Annotated in this window: 13 protein-coding genes; 10 read left to right on the top strand and 3 right to left on the bottom strand. The window is 36.0% G+C overall.

The genetic code is table 11. From position 1 onward, the window contains the following. Positions 1 to 43: 43 nt before the first annotated feature. Entirely contained in the window at positions 44 to 1,444 is a 1,401-nt protein-coding gene (locus tag OZP10_RS01240; RefSeq protein WP_281633151.1) for a DHA2 family efflux MFS transporter permease subunit, read from the top strand. 217 nt (positions 1,445 to 1,661) lie between these two features. Here the strand turns inward: OZP10_RS01240 and OZP10_RS01235 are convergent, their stop codons facing one another. Further along, positions 1,662 to 2,483 (bottom strand): hypothetical protein, encoded by an 822-nt coding sequence (locus OZP10_RS01235; protein ID WP_281633150.1) that lies wholly within the window; start codon positions 2,481 to 2,483, stop codon positions 1,662 to 1,664. 90 nt (positions 2,484 to 2,573) lie between these two features. Further along, positions 2,574 to 3,374: a helix-turn-helix domain-containing protein gene (locus OZP10_RS01230; protein WP_281633149.1), complete on the bottom strand. Its 801-nt coding sequence runs from the start codon at positions 3,372 to 3,374 to the stop codon at positions 2,574 to 2,576. A gap of 320 nt (positions 3,375 to 3,694) precedes the next feature. Here OZP10_RS01230 and lhpI point away from each other — a divergent pair, with 320 nt between their 5' ends. Beyond that, positions 3,695 to 4,669: a bifunctional Delta(1)-pyrroline-2-carboxylate/Delta(1)-piperideine-2-carboxylate reductase gene (gene lhpI, locus OZP10_RS01225; RefSeq protein WP_281633148.1), complete on the top strand. Its 975-nt coding sequence runs from the start codon at positions 3,695 to 3,697 to the stop codon at positions 4,667 to 4,669. After that, positions 4,662 to 5,729: a proline racemase family protein gene (locus OZP10_RS01220; protein ID WP_281633147.1), complete on the top strand. Its 1,068-nt coding sequence runs from the start codon at positions 4,662 to 4,664 to the stop codon at positions 5,727 to 5,729. The genes lhpI and OZP10_RS01220 overlap by 8 nt, the downstream gene beginning before the upstream one ends. 248 nt (positions 5,730 to 5,977) lie before the next feature. On the opposite strand, the gene OZP10_RS01215 is transcribed toward OZP10_RS01220, so the two are convergent. Beyond that, positions 5,978 to 7,018 (bottom strand): LacI family DNA-binding transcriptional regulator, encoded by a 1,041-nt coding sequence (locus OZP10_RS01215; protein ID WP_281633146.1) that lies wholly within the window; start codon positions 7,016 to 7,018, stop codon positions 5,978 to 5,980. Positions 7,019 to 7,212: 194 nt separating this feature from the next. Here OZP10_RS01215 and OZP10_RS01210 point away from each other — a divergent pair, with 194 nt between their 5' ends. From OZP10_RS01210 to OZP10_RS01180, 7 genes are all read left to right on the top strand, one after another. Continuing rightward, positions 7,213 to 8,649, top strand: a complete 1,437-nt coding sequence (locus OZP10_RS01210) for a mannitol dehydrogenase family protein (RefSeq protein WP_281633145.1) — start codon at positions 7,213 to 7,215, stop codon at positions 8,647 to 8,649. Positions 8,650 to 8,667: 18 nt separating this feature from the next. Next, the gene (locus OZP10_RS01205) at positions 8,668 to 10,020 is read left to right on the top strand and encodes an MFS transporter (protein ID WP_281633144.1); all 1,353 of its coding nucleotides are present in this window, start codon (positions 8,668 to 8,670) and stop codon (positions 10,018 to 10,020) included. 25 nt (positions 10,021 to 10,045) lie between these two features. Next, positions 10,046 to 10,615 (top strand): hypothetical protein, encoded by a 570-nt coding sequence (locus OZP10_RS01200; protein WP_281633143.1) that lies wholly within the window; start codon positions 10,046 to 10,048, stop codon positions 10,613 to 10,615. A gap of 310 nt (positions 10,616 to 10,925) precedes the next feature. Beyond that, the gene (locus OZP10_RS01195) at positions 10,926 to 11,855 is read left to right on the top strand and encodes a carbohydrate kinase family protein (RefSeq protein ID WP_281633142.1); all 930 of its coding nucleotides are present in this window, start codon (positions 10,926 to 10,928) and stop codon (positions 11,853 to 11,855) included. A gap of 939 nt (positions 11,856 to 12,794) precedes the next feature. Continuing rightward, complete coding sequence (locus OZP10_RS01190) at positions 12,795 to 13,706, top strand: PorP/SprF family type IX secretion system membrane protein (RefSeq protein WP_281633141.1); 912 nt, start codon at positions 12,795 to 12,797, stop codon at positions 13,704 to 13,706. 11 nt (positions 13,707 to 13,717) lie between these two features. Further along, entirely contained in the window at positions 13,718 to 15,661 is a 1,944-nt protein-coding gene (locus OZP10_RS01185; protein WP_281633140.1) for an OmpA family protein, read from the top strand. Positions 15,662 to 15,717: 56 nt separating this feature from the next. Beyond that, positions 15,718 to 23,856, top strand: coding sequence for an Ig-like domain-containing protein (locus OZP10_RS01180; protein WP_281633139.1), 8,139 nt, complete (start codon positions 15,718 to 15,720; stop codon positions 23,854 to 23,856). Positions 23,857 to 24,027 lie beyond the last annotated feature (171 nt).

Below are 24,027 nucleotides of genomic sequence, written 5' to 3'. Positions count from 1 at the left end.
TTAATTTTCATAAGCTATAAATCGAGTTTCTATCTAAAACTATATGATGCTAAACGATAAAGAAGAAAAAAAAGAGCAAAATGCGGTTCGTCTGCTTCCTTGGGTAACAGCAATTGCCATGTTTATACAATCATTAGATGGCACTATTCTTAATACTTCGCTTCCTTCAATAGCTGGAGATATGGGATATTCCCCAACAGAAATGCACTCTGTTATTGTAACTTATACACTTACATTGGCAATGTTTATTCCGCTTTCTGGATGGCTGGCAGACAAATTTGGCACAAGAACGATGTTTATGATTGCTGTATTTTTATTTATTATGGGATCTTTATTTTGCGCACTTTCTACCGATTTAAAATCTTTTAATATGGCTCGAGTGTTGCAAGCAGTTGGAGCTTCAATGATGGTTCCAGTTGCACGATTGGCTATTTTATATCAATATCCGAAAAGCGAACTGCTCAAAACGATGAATTTTATAACCGTATTTGGATTGTTAGGAATGGTTGCGGGTCCAAGTCTAGGAGGGTTTCTTTCTGATAATTTAAGTTGGCATTGGATCTTTTTGGTGAATATTCCTATTGGTATTATCGGAATTTCGATGGCATATCGAATAATGCCAAATTTTAAACATGCCGTTGGAAGGTTCGATTTTAGAGGTTTGATGTATTTTAGCTTAGCGCTGATCTCTATCACTTTGGTCTTAGAACTTATAGGAGACGAAAGAACTCACATGATTGTCATTTTAAGTTTATTATTTCTATCTGGGCTTCTTTCACTTTTTTATTATATCCATTATAAAAGAACTGAAAAACCTATAATTGATTTACATCTTCTAAATATCAGAACTTTAAAAATTGGATTAATTGGCAGTTTGATCACCAGATTAGGAATAGGCGGATTACCGTTACTATTGCCACTTATGCTCCAGACAAGTTTTGGCTATTCGGCTTCTGTATCGGGACTATTGCTGTTGCCTTCGGCCTTGTCAAATGTAGCTGTAAAACCATTTATGGTAAGTATTATAAAGTTTTTTGGTTATAGAACAGTATTGATAAGCAACACCATTCTGTTGGGAATTATATTGATTGTTCTAGGTTTTGTAACAAAAGAAACGCCACTTGGCTACTATATTCTACTGATGATATTTTATGGAATTTTTACTTCTGTGCAAATGTCGGCAATGAATACCATAACACTTTCAGATTTGGATCAAGACACAGCGAGCGGAGGAAATACAATGCTGGTAATTATGCAGCAGCTTTCGGTAAGTTTTGGAGTTTCTGTTTCTAGTCTTGCACTTTCGTTATTTCAGACAGGTATTTTTGATTTAAACACAGACAAAGCATTTAAATATACTTTTATTACATTGGCTATTTTCACCATTCTGTCTAGCTATACCTTTTCTAAATTAAGTAAAACAGATGGAGAAGGGTATATGTAATTGTGGGGATTTTATAAGTTTAAAAAAGTAATCGTAAAATTGGAATAATAAATACGTTGCAGATTAATTTAGAGATATTAGAAAGTCGTTAAACATACCAAAAATAAAACCTTAAAAGAACCTATAGAATTCTTTTAAGGTTTTTTTTGAATAAAGATAAAGTTGATTTATTTTTCATCATCTTCATCAGGTCTTTAATGTTTTCTCAGATTTGTTTTTATCTAATTCTTATAAATTTTAGATCATCGGTAGTGGTTGTAATGATTAAATTAGATTTTAATAACTTATATTTTCCTTTTAGATACTCTTTTGTTTTATTCTGTTTATCCTTTGCTTTTAAAGTTAAAGAATCTTTTGTAAACGAGTATTCTCCATTTACGGTGCTTTTTAAATGATCTGCTTTGTTAAGTTGAAAATTATTCAGATTCTCAAAATGCAATCTTTCTTTTGTTTGAAGATTTTCCCAAGTTCCATAAAAATCATCCTGCGACATGTATTCTTTCTTCAAAATACTGAACATGATAAAGAAACCAATGAATACAGCGGGAATATAAATGAATTTAATGATGCTAATCTTGTTTACCCATTTAGGTCTGTCGCTATTCTGGAACAATGGTGGTTCTTCTAAAAAATATTTGTAAAAAACTTTGTAATCAGAGAAAAATACAAACAATGCCATTAGAGTTAATGTTATTGCAATTTCTTTTGCATTAATATCATAAGCATAATCTGTTAGAAGAATATTGATCATAAAACTTAGGAAAAGAACAATTCCAATTCTGGTCGTTTTTCTAAAAAAGAGTAGGAGTGAGCTTATAATCTGCGTAACGGCAATAACAATTGGGTACCAATAGCAGTAACCATAATAATACCAGGTAAGACGGAAACCATCTAATGAGCCAATTGGCATATCGTATACGCTTGGCTGTGATACAAATTGGGTTTTTAATATTTTGCCATAAGCATATAAAATTATAATTGTAGCTAGAAAATATCGACAGAATGTGTGTAAGTAAAGATGGATTTTTTGCCAGTTCATGTTTTTTGGGATTTTTTTATTTCATATAGATTTCGAACTTGGTAAAAGTAGATTAACCCAAAATTGTAGAATTGTACAAATGGAAACTGTTTAGACAAACAGCCAAATATTTTCTTTTTCTGTATCTATGTTTTTGAAAAATATTTGGGGATTCCTATTAGTTAATTCTTTAAAATTGCGAATAAAATGAGATTGATCATAAAAATCATACTGAGATAATTCGGAAAAATTCTTGCTTTCTTTCTGTTTAAGAATTGAATTTCTAAAGCGGTGTATTTTTCGATATTCTGAAGGCGATTTACCAATGTGTTTTGTGAATATTTTATTCAAATATTGCCTGCTTATTTGGTGCTTTTGTGCAATTTCTTCAATCTTCTCATCAGTTTCAATGGCCTCAAGTATTTTTTCAATTAAAGAAAATTTTTTGATTTGTAATTTAGAAAGCAAATAATTTTCAAGTTCCTGACTTTGTCTGTCTTTGGGTAGACTGAAAATTTCAATCATTTTATCATTAAAGTCAGGTATGAAAGTAAAATCTAAAATAGTTCCTTCTGAAAAAATATTTTTTGAATTGGGTAAAAACTGACTTATTCCTAATGGCTTAAAGTAAATAGTAACTTCATTTATAAGCTCTTTATAATGTATTTTCATTGGTTTGGTATAACGAGAAACTACACATGTCATTATGTTTTTTATTGGCGATGACTTTATAATAACTTCGTTGTTTTGTACTTCAACGTCTAAATCTTCATTTGTGGTTAAAATGCAGAAATTATTAGGGAAAGTGAAATATTGTACAGATCCTGAATTTTTATCTTTTGAAATAAAGTAATATCCCTCAATATATTTTTTTAAAGTTTCATTTTTAGGCTGATAAAAATTCAGGTTCATTTGATTCTCTTTTGAGATAATTATTAAAATTTGGCTTTTTGAAAGGTATTGATAAAACTAAAATAACAAAAAAAACTTGTATAACTAACTTTGATGGCATAGTAAGTAGATTTACTTTTTTTAGTATGTATTATTCTGCTTTTCGAATTGAAGACTACTTCAATAGAATTTTTTTTTGATTTTCTATCCAATGAACAATATTAACGAAGTAGATAATTGGTATTATATTAACCCTAATTTGACCTATATTATCTGATTGTAGGTGAAATAGTATTGCGATAAAATAATCTTCTATTTTTAGTGAAATTTCAACAAAATACATGGAACCAATACAATTTATTTCAGATCATTTCATTGAAGAAAAATGCAATTTTAAAGAACTTATAGAAAGGCTTCGGACTGGGTTTTCGACCCCAGACATCAAAGTGCCTATGCGTCATCATCATGATTATCCTAATCCAGAAGAAGGTAAAGATTCTACACTATTGTTAATGCCAGCGTTTCAGGCGGGTAAAGATTTAGGAGTAAAAATAGTCACTGTAAGTCCTAATAATGGTAAATATGACTTGCCTTCAATTCAAGGAACTTACATTTATCTCGATGGGCATAAAGGAAATATAAAAGCAATTCTAGAAGCAAAATCACTGACAGGTAAACGCACTGCGGCAACATCTGCTTTAGCGAGCAGTTACCTCTCGCAAAAAGATGCTTCGTCTATGCTAATGATTGGTACAGGAGCGCTGGCTATTAATTTAATTAAAGCGCATGCAAGTGTTAGGCCTATAAAAGAAGTTTACGTTTGGGGAAGAACTATAGAAAAAGCACAAATGGTGTGCGATGCATTCAAAAATTCTTCACTGATCTGTACACCAGTTCCAACAATAGAAGAAGTTATTTCTCAAGTAGCTATTATTTCGACAGCAACTTTATCGCCCGTTCCGCTTGTTTTTGGTAAATGGCTCAAACCAGGACAGCATTTAGATCTTGTTGGCGCATATAAAAAGGACATGCGTGAGGCCGATGACGAAGCAGTCTTAAAATCAAGTCTTTTTCTTGATACATACCAGGGCGGACTAAAAGAAAGCGGCGATATCTTGATTCCGCTTACGAGTGGAATTATCACCAAAGAAACAATCAAAGCAGATTTGTTTGAACTGTGCAGCAATACAAAGCAAGGCAGAACTTCGCATACCGAAATCACTTATTTTAAGTCTGTTGGACATGCTTTAGAAGATCTTGTTGCAGCAGGATATTTTTATGAAGAATATAATTTAAAAACACAAAAAAATGTCTAATACCTACCAAAATATTTGTAATAATATAGATTATAAAGCAGACGCCTCTGTACTGCAAATCAAAACAATCGATATGCATACAGGTGGCGAGTCTTTGCGCGTAATTGTTTCTGGTTTTCCAGAGCTTAAAGGAAATACCGTTTTAGAATACCGAAGAGATATAAAAGAAAACTACGATTATTTAAGAACTGCATTGATGTTTGAACCTCGCGGTCATGCTGATATGTATGGCTGTATTTTGCTTCCGCCAAACGATGAAGATGCAGATTTTGGAATTCTTTTTATGCATAATGAAGGATACAGCAGCATGTGTGGTCATGCGATTATTGCGATAAGTACTCTTGCAGCAAAAATGAATTGGATCAAAGTAAAAGAAGGTGAAAATGAATTAAAAATTGATGCGCCATGCGGCCGAATTTTTTCATTTGTGACCGTATTAAATGGAGAAGTAATAGGAGTGAGGTTTCATTGTGTGCCAAGTTTTGTCGTAGGTTTAGATCGTGTGGTCAATGTTCCGGGCATTGGTGATGTTGTTTATGATTTGGCTTATGGCGGCGCTTTTTATGCTTATGTGGATTTGAGGAAAAATACACGTTTGAATTTTGGTTTAACCGAAGAGAATTACAGAGCGATTATTCAAAATGGCGTCGACATAAAACATGCCGTAATGAATCGTGATAAAGAAATTGAACATCCATTTGAAGAAGATTTGAGCTTTTTATACGGAACTATTTTTATCGATGAACCGATGAATATTTCAAATCATAGCCGAAATGTTTGTGTGTTTGCCGATGGAGAAGTTGATCGTTCTCCAACAGGTTCTGGTGTTTCTGGAAGAGTTGCGATTGAAAAAGCTAGAAATGCTATAAATTTAAATGAGTTTATTACCATAGAAAGCATTACCGGAAGTACTTTTAAAGGATCTCTTGTTAGAGAGGAAAAATTTGGCCCTTTTAAAGCTGTAATTCCACAAGTTGAAGGGACAGCTTTTGTGACAGGCATAAATACATTTTTGATAGATCCAAAAGACCCAATGAAAAACGGTTTTATACTTAGATAAATAAAAAAAACTGCAATCTACTTAGGATTTGCAGTTTTTTATTTTTAGTTCCATTCTACAAAAAGTCCTAATCTCTGACTAGGATTTTTTGCAGTGAGATGAAGCTTCTTTTTTAATGTTTTATTAGCTGCATATTAATTATTTAGAATATTACATTTTAATTTTCCAATTGTTTTTCCTTCTTCTATTTTTTACTTTTAAGTTGGAAAATATATAAATGTTTGATTGAAGAAGAAAGAGGTTCAATATTACAATTGTTCTTTTTTTTCTGGAATACACGACACACTTGAAGCTCTTATTTTGATTGCAGCATCTAATATTATGGTTTCGTTGATAACCGAATTGTTGGCTATTTTTTTGAGTATAATCTCAGCAGCTGTACGTCCCATTTGTTCCAAAGGTTGTTCTACAGTAGTCAATTGCGGGTAAACAAGCGTTGAAAGTTTTGTTCCTGAAAAACTCGCTATAGCAACTTGTTGTGGCACCGTGATATTTTGTTCACGCAAATAATTCATTGCTCCGATTGCCAATGTGTCTGTAAAGGCAAAAATACTGTCAAATTCGATTTTATTTTCGAGCAAATGTGCCGCAGCCCTCATTCCGTCTTCAAAAGTTAGTCCAGCTTGAATAACCAGAGAAGGATCATAAAGAATTTTATGTTTCTCCAATGCTTTCTGATACCCTTTTAATCTTTCAACAGAATTATATATAGACGGAGGAGCTTTTAAGTGAACAATACGTTTTCTACCTGTTTCGATAAGGTGTTCGACCATAAAAAGCGATTTTGTATAATCGTTTACCAATACTTGAGATACATCCATATCCTTCGGAATCCGATCGTAAAAGACCAAAGGAATTCCGCTATTTTGAATTTTTAAATATAAATCATTATTTAAAGTCTGGTCACAAAGACAAATGATGATGCCATCTACTTGAAACTGTTCCATAAGAAGAATGTTTTTATACTCTGTCTCCGGATTTTCATCAGATTGTGCTACAATTACGCGATAACCCTTTGGATATAAAATTTCTTGAATTCCTTCTAAAACCTGAGATGCAAAAGGTGTAATCATTTCAGGAACAATCACACCTATACTAAAAGTTCTTCCTGACTTTAAGTTTACTGCCGTAAGATTTGGCTTGTATCCCAATACTTTGGCAGCTTCTAAAACTTTATCACGGGTTTCTTGCCTGATATTTTTATTATCGGCTAAAGCTCTTGATACTGTCGAGATTGATAAAAATAAGTGTTTTGATAAATCCTTGATTGTTACGGGTTTCGATTTCATAATCGTGTGTAATTTAGTACAAAAAAACAAATATAGAATAATAATTTATTTCTGTTGCATGCAAACGTTTGCAGATTTTGCAAACGTTTGCGGTAACGTTTGCAGGCTGTTTTAGAAACGCAACTATAACGTTTTCATTTATTGTCTTATAAATTAGCTTAAAATTAAAGAAAAGATACATAAAAAATATAAAAATGGAAATACAAGTCACTCATTACGAATACGAAAGAGAAAATGTACAGACTGGAATAGTACATATTGGAATTGGTAATTTTCACCGTGCACACGAAGAATTTTATATTAATAAACTGTTAGCAGATCCTACGCAACAGCAATGGGGAATTTGCGGCGTAGCACTTTTGCCTTCGGATGAAACGATTGTAAAAAAACTGAAAAACCAAGACGGAGAATATTCACTCACAATTTGCGGCAGAAACGGAATAGATGAGGTTATTAAAATTGGTTCTCTCGTAGAATTAATTTGGGGAGTAGAAAATCCAAATGCTATTTCAGATAAAATCGCAGACGTTGCTACAAAAATAGTGACACTTACCGTTACTGAAGGTGGTTACAATATAGATAAGGCCAGTGGCGAATTTATTTTGGAAGATAAAAATGTGCAGCACGATCTTGCTAATCCATCTCAACCAAAAACTGTTTTCGGTTTTGTTGCCGAAGGTTTGAGAAAGCGTAAAGCCAATGGAAATGGAGGAATCACAATCCTTTCCTGTGATAATCTTCAGCATAATGGAAACGTGACCAAAAAAGCGTTTACAACATTTATCGAAGCACAAGACAAAGATCTTGCTGCTTGGGTAAAAACAAATGTAACGTTTCCAAATAGCATGGTTGACAGAATTACGCCTGCTACAACGCCCGCTGACGTAGAATCTCTAAATAAAAAAAGCGGTTTAAACGACCAAGCGCCAGTATATTGCGAAGACTTTATTCAATGGGTTATCGAAGATAATTTTGCTGCAGGAAGACCGGCTTTAGAAAAAGTTGGTGTTGAGTTTACGCAAGATGTTACGAAGTACGAAAACATGAAACTTAGTTTGCTGAATGCTTCTCACACATTGCTTTCTTATCCTTCTTTATTGTTTGGATACAGAAAAGTAGATGATGCGATGCACGATCCGATATTCAAGAAATTATTAAAAGATTTTATGGATATTGACATTACTCCGTACGTTCCAGCGCCTGAAAAAACAGATCTTGAGCTTTACAAAACCACACTTATCGAACGATTTGCAAACAAAGCCGTAAGTGATCAAATAAGCCGTTTGTGCTCTGATGGAATATCCAAATTTCCGGTTTATGTTGTTCCGAATCTTACCAAAATGCTAAAGGATGACAAAGATTTAACAAGGGTAACTTTCTTGATTGCTTCGTACCGTCATTACCTGAAATATAAAGTAGATGACAAAGGTATTTCTTATGAAATAAACGAACCTTGGTTGACTCCAGATGATCAAAAATTAATCGACAGCGACAATGTACTAGACTTTTTAGAGTTGTCTGCTTTTCAAAATGTCAAATTGAAATCATATGAGCGTTTTGTGAGCCAGTACAGCGCTTTTGCAGAAAATATCAAGACAAACGGAATAGCAAAAACATTAGAAACTATTTAACAACCAAACCATAAAATTATGAAATCAACTAATAAATTAATGCCTTTTGTTATTGTTACGTTTATCTACTTTATTGTAGGTTTTTTAACGACAATCAACGAGCAGTTGCAGGCACCACTAAAAGGAACTTTTTTGACGGAAGCAGGTGATATAAAAAATACACTTACCACTTTAATATCCTTCTTTTTCTTTCTTGGTTACCTGGTAAACGGAACGCTCGGAAGCAGATGGGTGAACAAGTACGGATACAAGAAAACCATCATAAGAGGTTTGATGTTTATCGTGCTCGGACTTTCAGTTTATCTAACTTCAACAATAATAGGGCATAATTTTCCGCATTTTAACTTAACGATTGGCGCGGTCACAATTCCGTATGGCTATTTAATTTTCCTTTGTGGTTCATACATCATGGGTTGTTCGGCGGCGGTGATACAAGTTGTTGTAAATCCGTATATAGCTTCATATGATTTGCCTGGAACGCAACCTGTTCAAAGACTGAATATCACTACGGGTATCAATTCTATCGGAACAACATCGGCTCCATTCTTTGTTACGGTAATTATGTTCAGCGGAATTTCTATCGAAAGCATCCAAATCAAACAATTGATAACGCCGTTATCGATTTTGATACTTTGTATTATTGCGGTTATATTTTTGACCAAAAAATTAAACATTCCAGATTTGCCTCATACGCGTGTTGCAGAAGGAGAAGTGTTGGAGAGAAGCGTCTTTTCATTCAGACATTTTACACTTGGGGTAATGGCGATCTTCTTTTATGTGGGAACAGAAGTTGCAATTGGTGCAAACATCAATTTATATGCTTTAGAAAGAATTAAATCAGGAAATCCGATAACTTTTTTCGGAAGAGAAGATATGATTATTGGAGGAATTGATTTCGGTGTTCACGCATTATTATCAACACTTTATTGGGGAGGATTTCTTGTAGGTAGAGCAATCTCAAGTTTCTTTAATAAAATTCCTGCCCAAGTACAGCTGGCAGTAACCACGACAATCGCAACGATTCTTATTCTGACTTCTATTTTTCAGGAAAATTTATGGTATTTAGTTGCTGTAGGACTATTCCACTCTTCAATGTGGAGCTGCATCTTCTCACTTGCCATAAAAGATTTGGGCAAATACACCTCAAAGGCTTCTGGAATATTTGTTTCAGCGGTATTTGGTGGAGCGGTATTTACACTGGTTCAAGGAGGTTTAGCTGATTTTTTTCACTCTTGGAGATACACTTGGCTGCTAAATGTAGCTTGTGAATTGTTCATGCTGTCTTATGCATTGTTTGGTTATAAAATTAGAACCCAAGACAGGCAAATAGTCACAGGAAAACAAGAAGAAATAATTCACGCATCGCATTAAAAGTCAAAATCAACAAAAAATAATAATGATAACTATAAGCCATTTAAAAAGTAAAACAGCCTTACAAACAATAATATTAACGATTTTTCTTTTGTGTACAAATGTTCAGGCTCAAAACGATTCTATAAAAGATAATTTTATAAACCAAAATCTTCATTCCGCTTTGCAGATTAGAAATTCTCATCTTTGGAGAGGGTTAGAAGTGGCCGCAGGATTGACATATACTGGAAATATTTATTTAGAGTATGATCACTTTTACGGCGGATTTTGGGCAGGAGGAACTGCTGATGGTTCATACAAAGAATTCAATAATTATGCAGGATTCAAAGCGGGGAAATTCTCTGCGGAATTGTGGGATATCTACAATTTTTCTCCAAAAGCGACGTATAACAACAAAGAATATTTCAATTATAATGCTAGTGAAACCGGACGTTTTTGGGATTTGAGAACGTACTATACAGTTAGTAAAAAGTTCCCCTTAGTGTTGAGTTGGAACACTGTCGTTTTTGGAAGAGATAGAAATCTTGCCAACACAGAAAACAGATATTCTACGTTTGTATCGGTAGAGTATCCTTTTTTGAAAAGCGGCAAATGAAGCATCAGCGGGCGTGCTGGTTACAGTTTTGCTCTGAATAATAGCGAAAATGAGACAAGCAACTTTTTTGCAAGTAAAGCTGGTTTAAACGAAGTAAGTTTGATGTTTTCGAGAAACACAAAGATTCAAGGCTATAAACTGCCTTTGGGTTTATGGGCGATGTGGAATCCAGTAGATAATCATGCGTTTTTACAGTTTTCTGTAGAGGTATACTCTTTTTAGGGCGTAAACCAGCTTACAATAAGTAATTTATGATTAACAAGATCTTTTTGGTCTTGTTAATTTTTTATATTAATAATTAAAAATCGATATGATGAATACCGAAAATAAAGTTCAGGTCGTTTGTTTTGGAGAAGTATTATGGGATATTTTCCCAGGAAACAACCGAAGAGCCGGCGGAGCTCCTTTTAATGTTGCCTATCACTTATCTAAAATGGGTATAAAAACAAGAATGATTAGTGGTGTAGGAGAGGATGTGTTGGGAAAGGAACTTATTGAGAAAATAAAAAATTGGAATATTTCTTCAGACGGAATACAAATAATCAAAGAACACCCGACTAGTACGGTAATTGCTGAAATAGATGAAAATAATGAAGCGCATTACACGATTACTGAAAATGTGGCATGGGATTTTATTCAGTCAAGCCAAAAGAATATTGAGTTTGTCAAAGCAGCAAATGCGCTTGTATTTGGTTCTTTGATTGCTCGGAATAGTGTTTCACGCAAGACCTTATTTGAGTTGGTTGAAAACAGTTCTTTTAATGTTTTTGACATTAATCTCAGAAAACCACATGATGATATCAAACTCATCAGCGAACTTTTGTATAAAACGCATCTCGCAAAATTCAATAAAGCTGAGTTAAAAATTGTTCTTGGATCAATTGGAAAAGAATACACAAACGAAAGTGACAGCATTAAATATATTCAGGAGAAATTTAATATCGATGAAATAATTGTTTCAAAAGGAAGCAAAGGTGCTTTATATGCTAATGAGGACGCTATTTTTCAATACCCTGCTGTTCCTATAACGGTTGTTGATACGGTAGGAAGCGGTGATTCATTCCTCGCCGGACTTTTATCCAAACGATTATCCATAACAAATGATGTTCATTCTATAATGCTGCAAGCCGTTTCGCTCGGTGCTTTTATTACTTCAAAAGAAGGAGCTTGCCCGGAATATAGTTTAAAAGAATTTGAAGATTTTAGAGGCAGACAAAACATTGCAGCTATATCTATTTAAGGACTGAATTTATAATTCAAAAACAATTGAATCTATTATTGGATTAAAAAGCAATTAAAAAAGCTCATATTAAGCGTTATACGTTTGTTTTGGTTGCTTCAATAAACAAGAGTTGTTAGCTTTCTTAATTTCTGTGGTTGCTGTGTTTAGGTATAATTCTGTGGCGCATTTTTCCGAATGTTAAATGTGCCACGATACCACCGTAGAGATTTTGTACGTTTTTAGAAAAATTGAAAAGCACAAAAAAATAAAAAAGATCGATTTAATGCCATTAGTGTTAAAGTGTAAAAAAAAAATAATCTAAATAGTTGATTATCAATATAAAAGTTTTAGATTTGTAAGAGGTTTAATACTATTATTGAAGTTTGTCAACTTTTGTAATCAGAGATTTTATATAATAGTATGATTGAGCGAGTAGATTAACTACTCAAATTTTAAATCTTTAGAGATCTTAAAATTATTTTGTTTGATTTTTTCTTAATGCAGACTGTTAACCAGTTCTCATTTTAAAAGAAATGATATGAGAACTATCTGACTTGTTTTATCTGATCAATAAAATAAGTTTTATTCAAGTGAATTTTTGCCCTAAGTTTTATTGCCTACCCCATCATAAATCAATTCATGATAAACTTAATTGGTTTGTCATCGATTTTTGGCCCCACTTTTTTTGAGTCATTTTGTACTTAAAATGTAAGATTCTTTATTAGCCAAACCAATTGAAGCCTTATAATAAAGTGTTGATACGCTTTATATTTTCCAAACCGGATATTACACTCCTGTAATTTTTATCATTTCCCTTTGATTTAGTCTTTAAGATTCCAATAAAGCTATTGGAACTAATTTGACTAATCAGACATGTATTTTATTGATTTTGTTGAAGAGCGTCAGTTCTTATGACTAATTCGTCATGCCTTAATGTTAAATTTAAAAATTTGAAAGATGAGGAAAAAAATACTTTTTTACATATTTCTATTTGGATATTGCGGCAGTTATGCACAGCAGGACGCACAGTATACGCAATATATGTACAACACAATAAACATAAATCCTGCCTATGCCGGTTCTCGTGGCGTGCTTAGTATTTTTGCATTGCATCGCGACCAATGGGTAGGGTTAGATGGTGCACCAAAAACAAATACAATTTCTGTAAATACTCCGATAAACAATAGCAATATTGGAATTGGCGCGTCTTTAGTCAATGACAAAATTGGACCTACAAATGAAAATGAATTTTCTGTAGATTTATCTTATACTATTCCGACTTCCGAAACTTGGAAACTTTCTTTTGGGATTAAAGGCTCGGTAGATGTCTTTAATCTTGACGCAAGTAAGCTAAATCCTGAAAATCAAGGTGATCCTCAATTTCAAAACTTAGACAGCGATGTGTCTCCAAATATAGGAGCTGGAATTTATTGGCATTCAGATCGAGCTTATATTGGATTGTCTGTCCCCAACTTTATTCAGACCAACAGATATGACGACAATGATGTAGCAATTTATAAAGACAAAATAAATTACTACTTGATGGGCGGTTATGTTTTCAATTTTTCTCAGGAAATAAAATTTAAACCAGCATTGTTGACAAAAATGGTAGAGGGAGCGCCGCTTCAGGTTGATGTATCCGCTAACTTTTTATTCTTTGAAAAACTGACATTAGGAGTTGCCTATCGTTGGGATGCCGCTGTGAGTGCCATGGCTGGATTTCAAATCACAGATGGATTATATATTGGCTATGGATACGATCAAGAAACCACCCAATTAAGGAACTATAATTCTGGCTCGCACGAAATATTTCTGCGCTATGAATTCTTCATAAACAATGGCAAAATCACAACTCCTCGTTTCTTCTAAAAAAAAGTATCATGAAAAACTATACACTACTTTTCCTTACAGCTGTAAGTACTTTTTCTTTTGGCAGTTATGCGCAGCAAGCCAAAGTAAATTCTGGAGATAAAAAATACGATAACTACGCCTATATCGATGCCATAAAAACATACGAAAAAGTAGCCAACAAAGGATACAAGTCTGAGGATATGTTCAAAAAGCTAGGAAACTCCTATTATTTTAATTCTGATTTCGCAGGCGCCTCAAAATGGTACGGCGAGTTGTTTGCAATGAATACAGCCGTTGAACCAGAGTATTACTACAGATATGCACAATCACTAAAATCAATAGGCGAGGCTGACAAAGCAAATACGCTTATGGATGATTTTTATCTGAAATCAAAAAATGATAATAGGGGCAAGCTTTATAAAGAAGATGTCAATTATTTGGATATTATTAAAGCAAATTCTGGTCGATATAAAATTGAAGATGCCAGGGTAAACAGCAAATACTCAGACTACGGATCATTTGTTTACAACAACAAACTTTATTTTGCTTCTGCTAGAGATACCGGAAATTTTACACAGCGAAAACATAAATGGACCGGCGAATATTTTACGAATATCTACAATGCAGATCTTGACGCTGAAACCGGAAAATCGACAAAAGTAAATAAGTTTAAATCTGCGATTAATACCAAATTTCACGAAGCTTCTCCCGTTTTTACACGTGATGGAAAAACGGTTTATTTCACTAGAAATAATTACCTCAATGGAAAAAAAGGAAAAGATGAGAACAAGACTACCTTTATAAAAATCTATAAAGCCACGTTAGATAAAGATAATAAATGGTCAAATATTACTGAACTTCCTTTTAACAGCAATACATACAGTGTGGCGCATCCTGCCTTAAGTCCCGATGAAAAAACACTTTATTTTGCTTCTGATATGCCAGGTACAATCGGACAATCTGATTTGTATAAAGTCAGCATAAATTCGAACGGTGGCTATGGTACTCCAGAAAATCTTGGTAATACAATCAACACAGAAGGAAAAGAAACATTCCCGTATGTAACAAGTGAAAATGAGATTTATTTTTCATCAGATGGTCATCCCGGTTTGGGAGGTTTGGATGTTTTTGTTGCTAATATTGATTCAAATGGTAAAATAAGGAATGTTCAAAATATAGGTTCAGATGTTAATTCACCCAAAGATGATTTTGCTTATATCATTGACCCTACGACCCGAAAAGGATATTTTAGTTCAAATAAAGATGGGGGGCATGGTTCTGATGACATCTATAGTTTCTTAGAAACTAGAAGACTTAATTGTATTCAGGAACTTTATGGAGTCATAACCGATGTTCAAACAGGAGCAGTTTTGCCAGAAACTAAGGTTACTTTGTTTGACGATCAAATGGCTGTTAAAAATACTACCATTTCAGACGATTCAGGAAATTATTCTTTTTCTGTAGAATGTGGTAAATCGTATCAGGTTCGAGCTGAAAAAGCAGAATATGAAACTAAAGAAGTAGCCATAACTATTCCCAAAAATAACGGAAAAACCAGCTTGCCAATTGCTTTAGATAGAAGCATTTGCCAGGTAACTGTTGGCGATGATCTAGGAGTTTGTTTTGGTATAAAAATGATCTACTTTGATTTGGACAAATCCAATATCAGAACCGAAGCGGCTATAGATTTAGAAAAAATATTAGCGGTATTGAATGAGTATCCTAAAATGAAACTTGATATTCGTTCACATACCGATAGTAGAGCATCACATCAATATAATGAAGCTTTATCTGACCGAAGAGCAAAATCAACAATTAATTGGTTGATTAAAAATGGCGTAAAAGCCGACCGCTTGACTGGAAAAGGATACGGAGAGACACAACTTGTCAATAAATGTTCAGATGGGGTTCAATGTACCGAAGAAGAACATCAAGCCAATAGACGAAGCGAATTTATAATTACTGCTTTGTAAAGTCGGCTACAACTTATCTGAAAGAAAAAAATATAGCACACTAAAATTTATCGATAATGAAAAATACAGTTAAAATCTTATTAGTATTTATTACAGTGTTTTTAATAACAAGTGTATCTGCTCAAACGAATTACAGTTTTTCAATTGCTGATATTTTAAGCTCAATGCCAAATGGAAAAAGAATGCCTGATGGAACTATTGTAAAAGCACAGATGATAACTACAGGTAGCGCCACACATTCTACAGGAGCCGCGGGTTCAGGAACTGCGGGACCAGATATTGGAGGATTATTCACTGGAATCACGCTTCCTGCTTATGTTGGAGATAAAACACCAACAAATTTCACTAAAATTCAAATGGCGAATACCCAGAATGCCGATAACGGAATGGGAAATAATTGTACGAACAGCATTGGTTTTAGAATTTATTTCAGCCGACCTATTTCCAGCATTAATTTTCTTGCTTTGGATATTGATGGTGTTCATGGAACACCAAATGGAAACGCTGAATGGGTTGCTTTTTTTGGTTATGATGGCAATACGTATGTTCCATATATTATTGGCGGGATCACTGGACAGCTTATCAATCAATCAATCAATACTTCTGCTGCAAATCACAGTTGGAGAACTTTAGTAAGTAATTCAATTGGAGCAACAGCGGCGGCGGCATTACCTAATAATATGACTATCAGAAGACAGACAACTAGTGGAGGATCTGGTACTCCTGATGATCTAAACCATCAGGTACTATTCACTCCACCATCAACGACTACTAAAGTAACTGATTTCTTTTTGATGACAGGAATTTGGAGTGTTACTGGTCAAGCCAATGTTCAAGCATCAGGCTTAAGTCCGATCGTAATTACGATTAGTTCAGATTTTGGAGACGCACCAGACAGTTATAAAACATTGCTAGCTTCCGGTGGGCCATCTCACGGCGTTGTTGGAACACTTATTTTAGGAGATACTAATTACACTGAACCCGATGGTTCGCCATCTGTATTGGCAGACGCTTCTGTTGATGATGATGGAATACAGACCATTCCGCCATTGACAAACAATGGACAATTAATCAGCAGTTATACAGTTTCTACTACTTTTCACAATAATACAGGACTGCCCGCAAATTATGTGGCGTGGATTGACTGGAATAATGACGGCGTATTTCAGCCGTCAGAAGGGACTACCGCAACAACGCCGGCAGGAACATTGACAGGAAGCGTTAATCTTACTTGGAATAATGTTACTTTGACTAATACAGCAGGTCATGCCAGAACTTATTTAAGAGTAAGAACAACGACAGAAGCAATTACAACTTCTGATACAGGCGGTGCATTTATGGATGGAGAAGTAGAAGATTATGCAATTGGACTTCCAGCTGCTTCGCCAGATGTAGCTTGTTTCAATGTAGGAAGTCCTTCGGGGGCAATAAATATTTTGTCCAATGATACTACTGGAAATGCAATTGTACCCTCAACTGTAAGTTTGGTTAATCCGGGAACAGGGACAAATATTATTACCGATGGAGAAGGGGATATTGTTTCAATAACTATTCTGGGAGAAGGAGTTTGGGAAGTTAATTCAGCTGGTCAAGTTACTTTTGAACCTCAATCCAGCAGTGTAATAGCACCAACTCCAATGGCATATAACGGCAGAGATGCTGATGGGAATATTTCAAATAATGCATTAATTACGTTGACTGCTGCAAGCGTACCAGTCAATACAACAGTTGCCTCTCAAGGATGTTCTCCAACCACGCTGACAGCAACTGCGAGCGTTCCTACAGGTCAATCTGTAGTTTGGTATGATGCCGCGACTGCTGGAAATATTGTAGCATCTCCAACACTAAGCACAGTAGGAACCGTAACGTATTATGCACAGGGAAATAATGGCAGTTGCACAACTTCTGTGCGAACTCCGGTAACATTGACCATAACAGCGCCTCCAAATGCTGGAAATTTGTCAGGAACACAAAATATTTGCCAAGGCGCAACAACAACTTTTAGTTCTGATGGTGATGCGGGTGGCTCATGGTCAAGTCTCGACACAACGATCGCAACTGTTGACAGCAGTGGTATAATTACCGGAATATTGCCAGGTACAACAACAATAACTTATACAGTTAGTGGAACAGGAGGTTGTACTGATGTATCGGTTACAAGGTCAATTACAGTAGAAGACGCTGCAGAATCAGGTATAATATCTGGAAATCAGGATATCTGTGTTAACGGTACTTCTGCATTAACTTCGACTGGAACTCCCGGCGGATTATGGGAAAGTGAAGATATAACAATTGCGACAGTTGATGCAAGTGGTGTAGTAACGGGCGTTGCACGTGGTACAACAAATATAAAATACACAATAATACAAACCGGAAGTTGTCCGGTTATACCTTCTGTTTATTCTGTAAATATTATTCAAGCTAATCCGGGGACTTTATCAGGAAAACAGAATTTATGTCCGGGAGATACAACCCTTTTTACTACTGATGGCGACCCGGGCGGACTTTGGAGTACAGATTTTCCTGGTATTGCCACTGTAGATGCAAATGGGGTAATTACTGGTAATGGACCGGGAACTGCAACAATTACCTATACGATAACTGGCTTGAGTGGTTGCCCATCAGCTGCAACAACAAGAACGATTACTGTAGATGTTAATGCCTCCGCTATCGCATCTGATATTACGGGTGCAGACAGTGCAGTCTGTCCCGGCGGTAGTGCTACGCTAACAGTAAGTACATTGACTATCGGTAATCCTACCTTTACATGGTATCCTGATCAAACCAGTACGACAGCAATTAATACTGGTACAACGTATACTGTTTCTCCAACCTCAACTACAACGTATTATGTAAGTGTAAAAGGTAATGATGTCTGTGAGAATGAGATCAATAATAGAAAACCCATTACAGTAACAATAAATTCTTTAGGGCTTGATTCTGATATAGTAAGTACAAACGCAACAATATGTGCTGGTTCTTCTGCAGCACTGGCAGTTTCATCAACTACCGTGACAACGCCCGTTTTTAGATGGTATGCTGATCAAACAAGTGCTACAGTTCTCTTCACTGGAGATACTTATACTGTTTCTCCAGCCGTAACTACAACATATTACGTAAGTGTAAGCGGGGATGGAGTTTGCGAAAATGTATTAAATACAAGAAAAGCAGTAACAGTAAATGTAAATACTTTGGCTTTGGATTCAGATATCGCTGCTGCGGATGAAACAATTTGCGCAGGATCTTCCGTGAGTCTTGTTGCCTCAACAACCAATGTTACCACGCCCGTTTTTAGATGGTATGCAGACCAGACAAGTACAACAGTTTTGAGTACGGGAGATACATATAATGTTTCTCTGGCATCAACGACAACTTATTATGTCACCGTGAGCGGTGACGGAGTCTGTGAGAATGCAATTAATACACGAAAAGCCGTTGTTGTGAATGTTGATCCTTTAGGAATTGCTACCGATATCACCGCTGCTGATACTACAACATGTCCAGGCGAAGCTTCAGTTCTTAGTGCTTCATCAACTGTCTCTTCTCCAATTTTTAGATGGTATGCCGATCAAACGACAACAGCAGTATTAAATATTGGAGACACTTATACAGTATCTCCAACAGTAAATACAACTTACTTTATAAGTGTTAGCGGAGACAATGTTTGTGAAAATGCACCAAATACAAGAAAACCAGTAACAGTTACAATGAATCCTTTGGCGACGGCAGCAGATATTGATGCTGCTGATCAAACTATTTGTTTAGGAGACGTCGCAGTTTTAACCGCATCATCAACAATCAGTAATCCTGAATTTTTTTGGTATGCTGATCAAACTTCTCTGGATCCGCTATCAGTCGGAGCGGTATATGATCCTTCGCCACAAACCACGACTACCTATTATGTTAGTGTGAGAGGAACTAATATTTGCGATAATGCCATCAACACCAGAAAAGCGGTTGTAGTAAATGTCAACAGATTAGGCTTGGATTCTGATATCACAGCCTCCGATGCTGTCATTTGCGCGGGTTCATCAACTACACTTACAGCTTCAGCTACTGGAATAACAAATCCAGTTTTCAGATGGTATGCTGATCAGACAAGTACCACAGTATTAAATACAGCAGATACTTATACTGTAACACCGGCAACAACGACAACGTATTACGTCAGCGTAAGTGGTGACGGAGTCTGTGAAAACGCGATCAACACTAGAAAGGCGGTTGTGGTTACTGTGAATAGATTAGGTTTGGATGCTGATATCACAGCTTCAGATGCATTAATTTGTGCGGGTTCATCGACTACGCTTACAGCTTCAGCAACTGGAATAACAACCCCAGTTTTCAGATGGTACGCGGATCAGACAACAACTACGGCACTTTTTACAGGGGATACTTATAATGTAACACCTGCAGCAACGACAACGTATTATGTCAGCGTAAGCGGCGATGGCGTTTGTGAAAATGCTATTAACACCAGAAAAGCGGTTGTGGTTACTGTGAATAGATTAGGTTTGGATGCTGATATCACGGCTTCAGATGCAGTAATCTGTGCAGGTTCATCAGCCTCGCTTACAGCTTCAACGAATATTACAACGCCAGTTTTCAAATGGTACGCTGATCAGACAACGACTACGGCACTCTTTACTGGAGATACTTACAACGTAACTCCGACAACAACGACAACGTATTACGTCAGCGTAAGCGGCGATGGCGTCTGTGAAAACGCTATCAATACCAGAAAAGCAGTTGTGGTTACTGTCAACAGATTAGGTTTGGATGCTGATATCACGGCCTCAGATGCTGTAATCTGTGCGGGTTCATCAACTACACTTACAGCTTCAGCTACTGGAATAACAACGCCAGTTTTCAGATGGTATGCTGATCAGACGACGACTACGGTACTTTTTACAGGAGATACTTATAGTGTAACACCTGCAGCAACGACAACATATTATGTGAGTGTAAGCGGTGATGGAGTCTGTGAAAACGCCATTAATACCAGAAAAGCAGTTGTGGTTACTGTCAACAGATTAGGCTTGGATTCTGATATCACGGCCTTAGATGTCGCAATTTGTGCTGGTTCATCGACTGTGCTTACAGCTTCATCCACTGGGGTTACTACGCCAGTATTCAGATGGTATGCTGATCAGACGACGACTACGGTACTTTTTACGGGAGATACTTATAGTGTAACACCTGCAGCAACGACAACGTATTATGTGAGTGTAAGCGGTGATGGCGTCTGTGAAAACGCCATCAATACCAGAAAAGCGGTTGTGGTTACTGTGAATCGATTAGGTTTAGATTCTGATATAACGGCTTCTGATGCTATAATCTGTGCAGGCTCATCGGTTGCGCTAACTGCTTCGTCTTCAGGAGTAAATACACCAGTATTCAGATGGTATGCTGATCAGACAACAACTACGGCACTTTTTACAGGAGATACTTATAATGTAACTCCTGCAGCAACGACAACTTATTATGTCAGCGTAAGCGGTGATGGAGTTTGTGAAAACGCCATCAATAGCAGAAAAGCGGTTTTGGTTACTGTGAATCGATTAGGTTTGGATGCTGATATCACGGCTTCAGATGCAGTAGTTTGTGCAGGCTCATCGGTTGCGCTAACTGCCTCGTCTGTGGGAGTAACTACACCGGTATTTAGATGGTATGCTGATCAGACAACGACTACGGTACTCTTTACTGGAGATACTTATAGTGTAACACCTGCAGCAACGACAACGTATTATGTCAGCGTAAGCGGTGATGGAGTCTGCGAGAATGCCATCAATACCAGAAAAGCGGTTGTGGTTACAGTTAATAGATTAGGTTTGGATACTGATATAACGGCTTCTAATGCTATAATCTGTGCGGGTTCATCGACAACGCTTACAGCTTCAACTACTGGAATAACAACGCCAGTTTTTACATGGTATGCCGATCAGACAACAACTACAGCACTTTTTACGGGAGATACTTATAACGTAACTCCTGCAGCAACGACAATGTATTATGTCAGCGTAAGCGGTGATGGAGTGTGCGAGAATGCCATTAATACCAGAAAAGCGGTTATGGTTACTGTGAATCGATTAGGTTTGGATGCTGATATCACAGCTTCCGATGCTGTAATTTGTGCGGGTTCATCGACAACGCTTACAGCCTCATCAGTTGGAGTAACAACACCAATTTTCAGATGGTATGCCGATCAGACAACGACTACGGCACTCTTTACAGGAAATACTTATACTGTAACTCCGGCAGCAACGACAACGTATTATGTCAGCGTAAGCGGCGATGGAGTCTGCGAAAACGCCGTCAACACAAGAAAAGCGGTTGTGGCAACAGTCAATCCTTTGGCTTTGGCTTCTGATATTTCAGCAACTACTTCAAATGCTTCGTTATGTACTGGAGGCAGTGCATCAATTACAGCTTCTAGTGCTATTACTAATCCTATTTTCAAATGGTATCAAGATGCTAATTTATCTGTTTTGCTTTATACAGGCCCGACCTTTGTGACGCCTGCTATAACGGCAACTACATCTTACTACGTTACAGTGCAAAACAATGCTATTTGTGAAAATAGTATTGGCAATGCGTTAAAAGTTGATCTAACAGTTATTTTCTGTTCTGATATTGCTTTGACAAAATCGGTAAGCAATATGTCGCCGTTCGTTGGTGATCAGGTTGATTTTACAATAACTGTAAGTAATCTTGGACCAAATGACGCTACTGGTGTACGTGCTAATGATGTATTACCGTCTGGTTATACTTTTATTAGTGCAAACAACGGCGGAGTATTATCTGGAAGCACAATTACGTGGCCGACTTTTAATGTTTCTGTTAATAATCCTGTTTCATTGGTTTACAGAGTTAGAGTCAATAATTCGACTGGATCAGCGGATGAATACAAAAATGTAGCTCAAATAATTGCTTCGGATAATTTTGATCCAAATTCAACTCCAAACAACAATGATCCAGCAGAAAATGATCAAGATAGTGTGATTTTGACTCCAATTATACCACAACCGTCAATTTTATTATATAAAGATGCTTCCTTCACCGCATCTAATGATAGTAACGGAAATGGTTTTCCTGATGTAAATGAAACAATTACATACACTTTTACAGCGCAGAATACAGGAAATATTAGATTAGAAAATGTAAAAATCAACGATCAATTTTTAGGCATAACTAATTTATCACTAACGCCTAGCACTTTGGATCCCGGACAAACGGGCAGGGCTCAGTTAATTTATACAATCAAGGAGTCAGATTTTGAGAAAGGAGTAATTTACAATAGCGCGATTGCTCAAGGTAACACACCGCCGACACCAGATAATCCTGGAGGTACGGTAGTAAATGATACATCCGAAGACCCAACTAATCCTGTTAAGCCGGATGATGAGTATTATGATCCGAATTGTCCAACTTGTACTGTAGTTCCGTTGCCAAATATTCCAAAAATTGCAATTGTTAAGGAGATTTCTTCATTTAGTGGAAACTTTAATAATGCAAAAGTGGGCGATGTGATAAGTTATCTTTTTACGGTAAGCAATATCGGAAATACGCGTTTAAGTAATGTAAAAGTAACAGATCCGCTTCCTGGAATGTCAACACCTGCACTTGATCCTGTAGATTCGAGTAGTAAAACGGGAGATCTTAATTCAAACGGATATCTAGATACAAATGAGAAATGGCTTTATAGAGCTGATTATGTTATCACTTCAGATGATTTAGCAAAAGGTCAAGTTGTCAACCAGGCTTTAGCAGAAGCGAAAGGGCCTCCAACACCTGTAAATCCTAATGGGGAAGATGTTAGTGACCTGTCCGACAAATCGTCGCCAACCAATGAGGACAATGACCCGACAGTTCTTGATATAGTGGGCTGCCAAGTAGTCGTTCATAACGCATTTTCTCCAAATGGAGACAGTGTAAATGATAGGTTTACAATTGATGGTATTGAATGTTACCCAAAAAACACGGTTGAAATTTATAACCGCTGGGGAGTAATTGTTTTTCATACCGATGGATACAATAATCAAAACAATGCTTTTGAGGGCTATTCTAATGGAAGAGCTGTGATTAATCAAAGCAAAGGACTCCCAACGGGTACTTATTATTATATTCTCAGATATCAAAATTCAGATCAAAAAGAAGTAACAACTGCGGGTTATCTTTATTTAAGCATGAACCAATAATGATACCTTGAGAGCGTTTGTTTTTTAATTTAAGTTTGAATTGTTTTTTTTATTTTAGCTATTGTGAGAAAAAAAGTTTTTTTAAATTAATGTGAAATATTTTTGAAAAGCCTGATTGCGCAATCAGGCTTTTGTCATATTATATCAGTTTGGAATCTCATATATTGAAAA

It is taken from the genome of Flavobacterium luteolum (assembly GCF_027111275.1).
Lineage (GTDB): Bacteria > Bacteroidota > Bacteroidia > Flavobacteriales > Flavobacteriaceae > Flavobacterium > Flavobacterium luteolum.
This window is presented reverse-complemented; position numbering and strand designations above follow the sequence as displayed.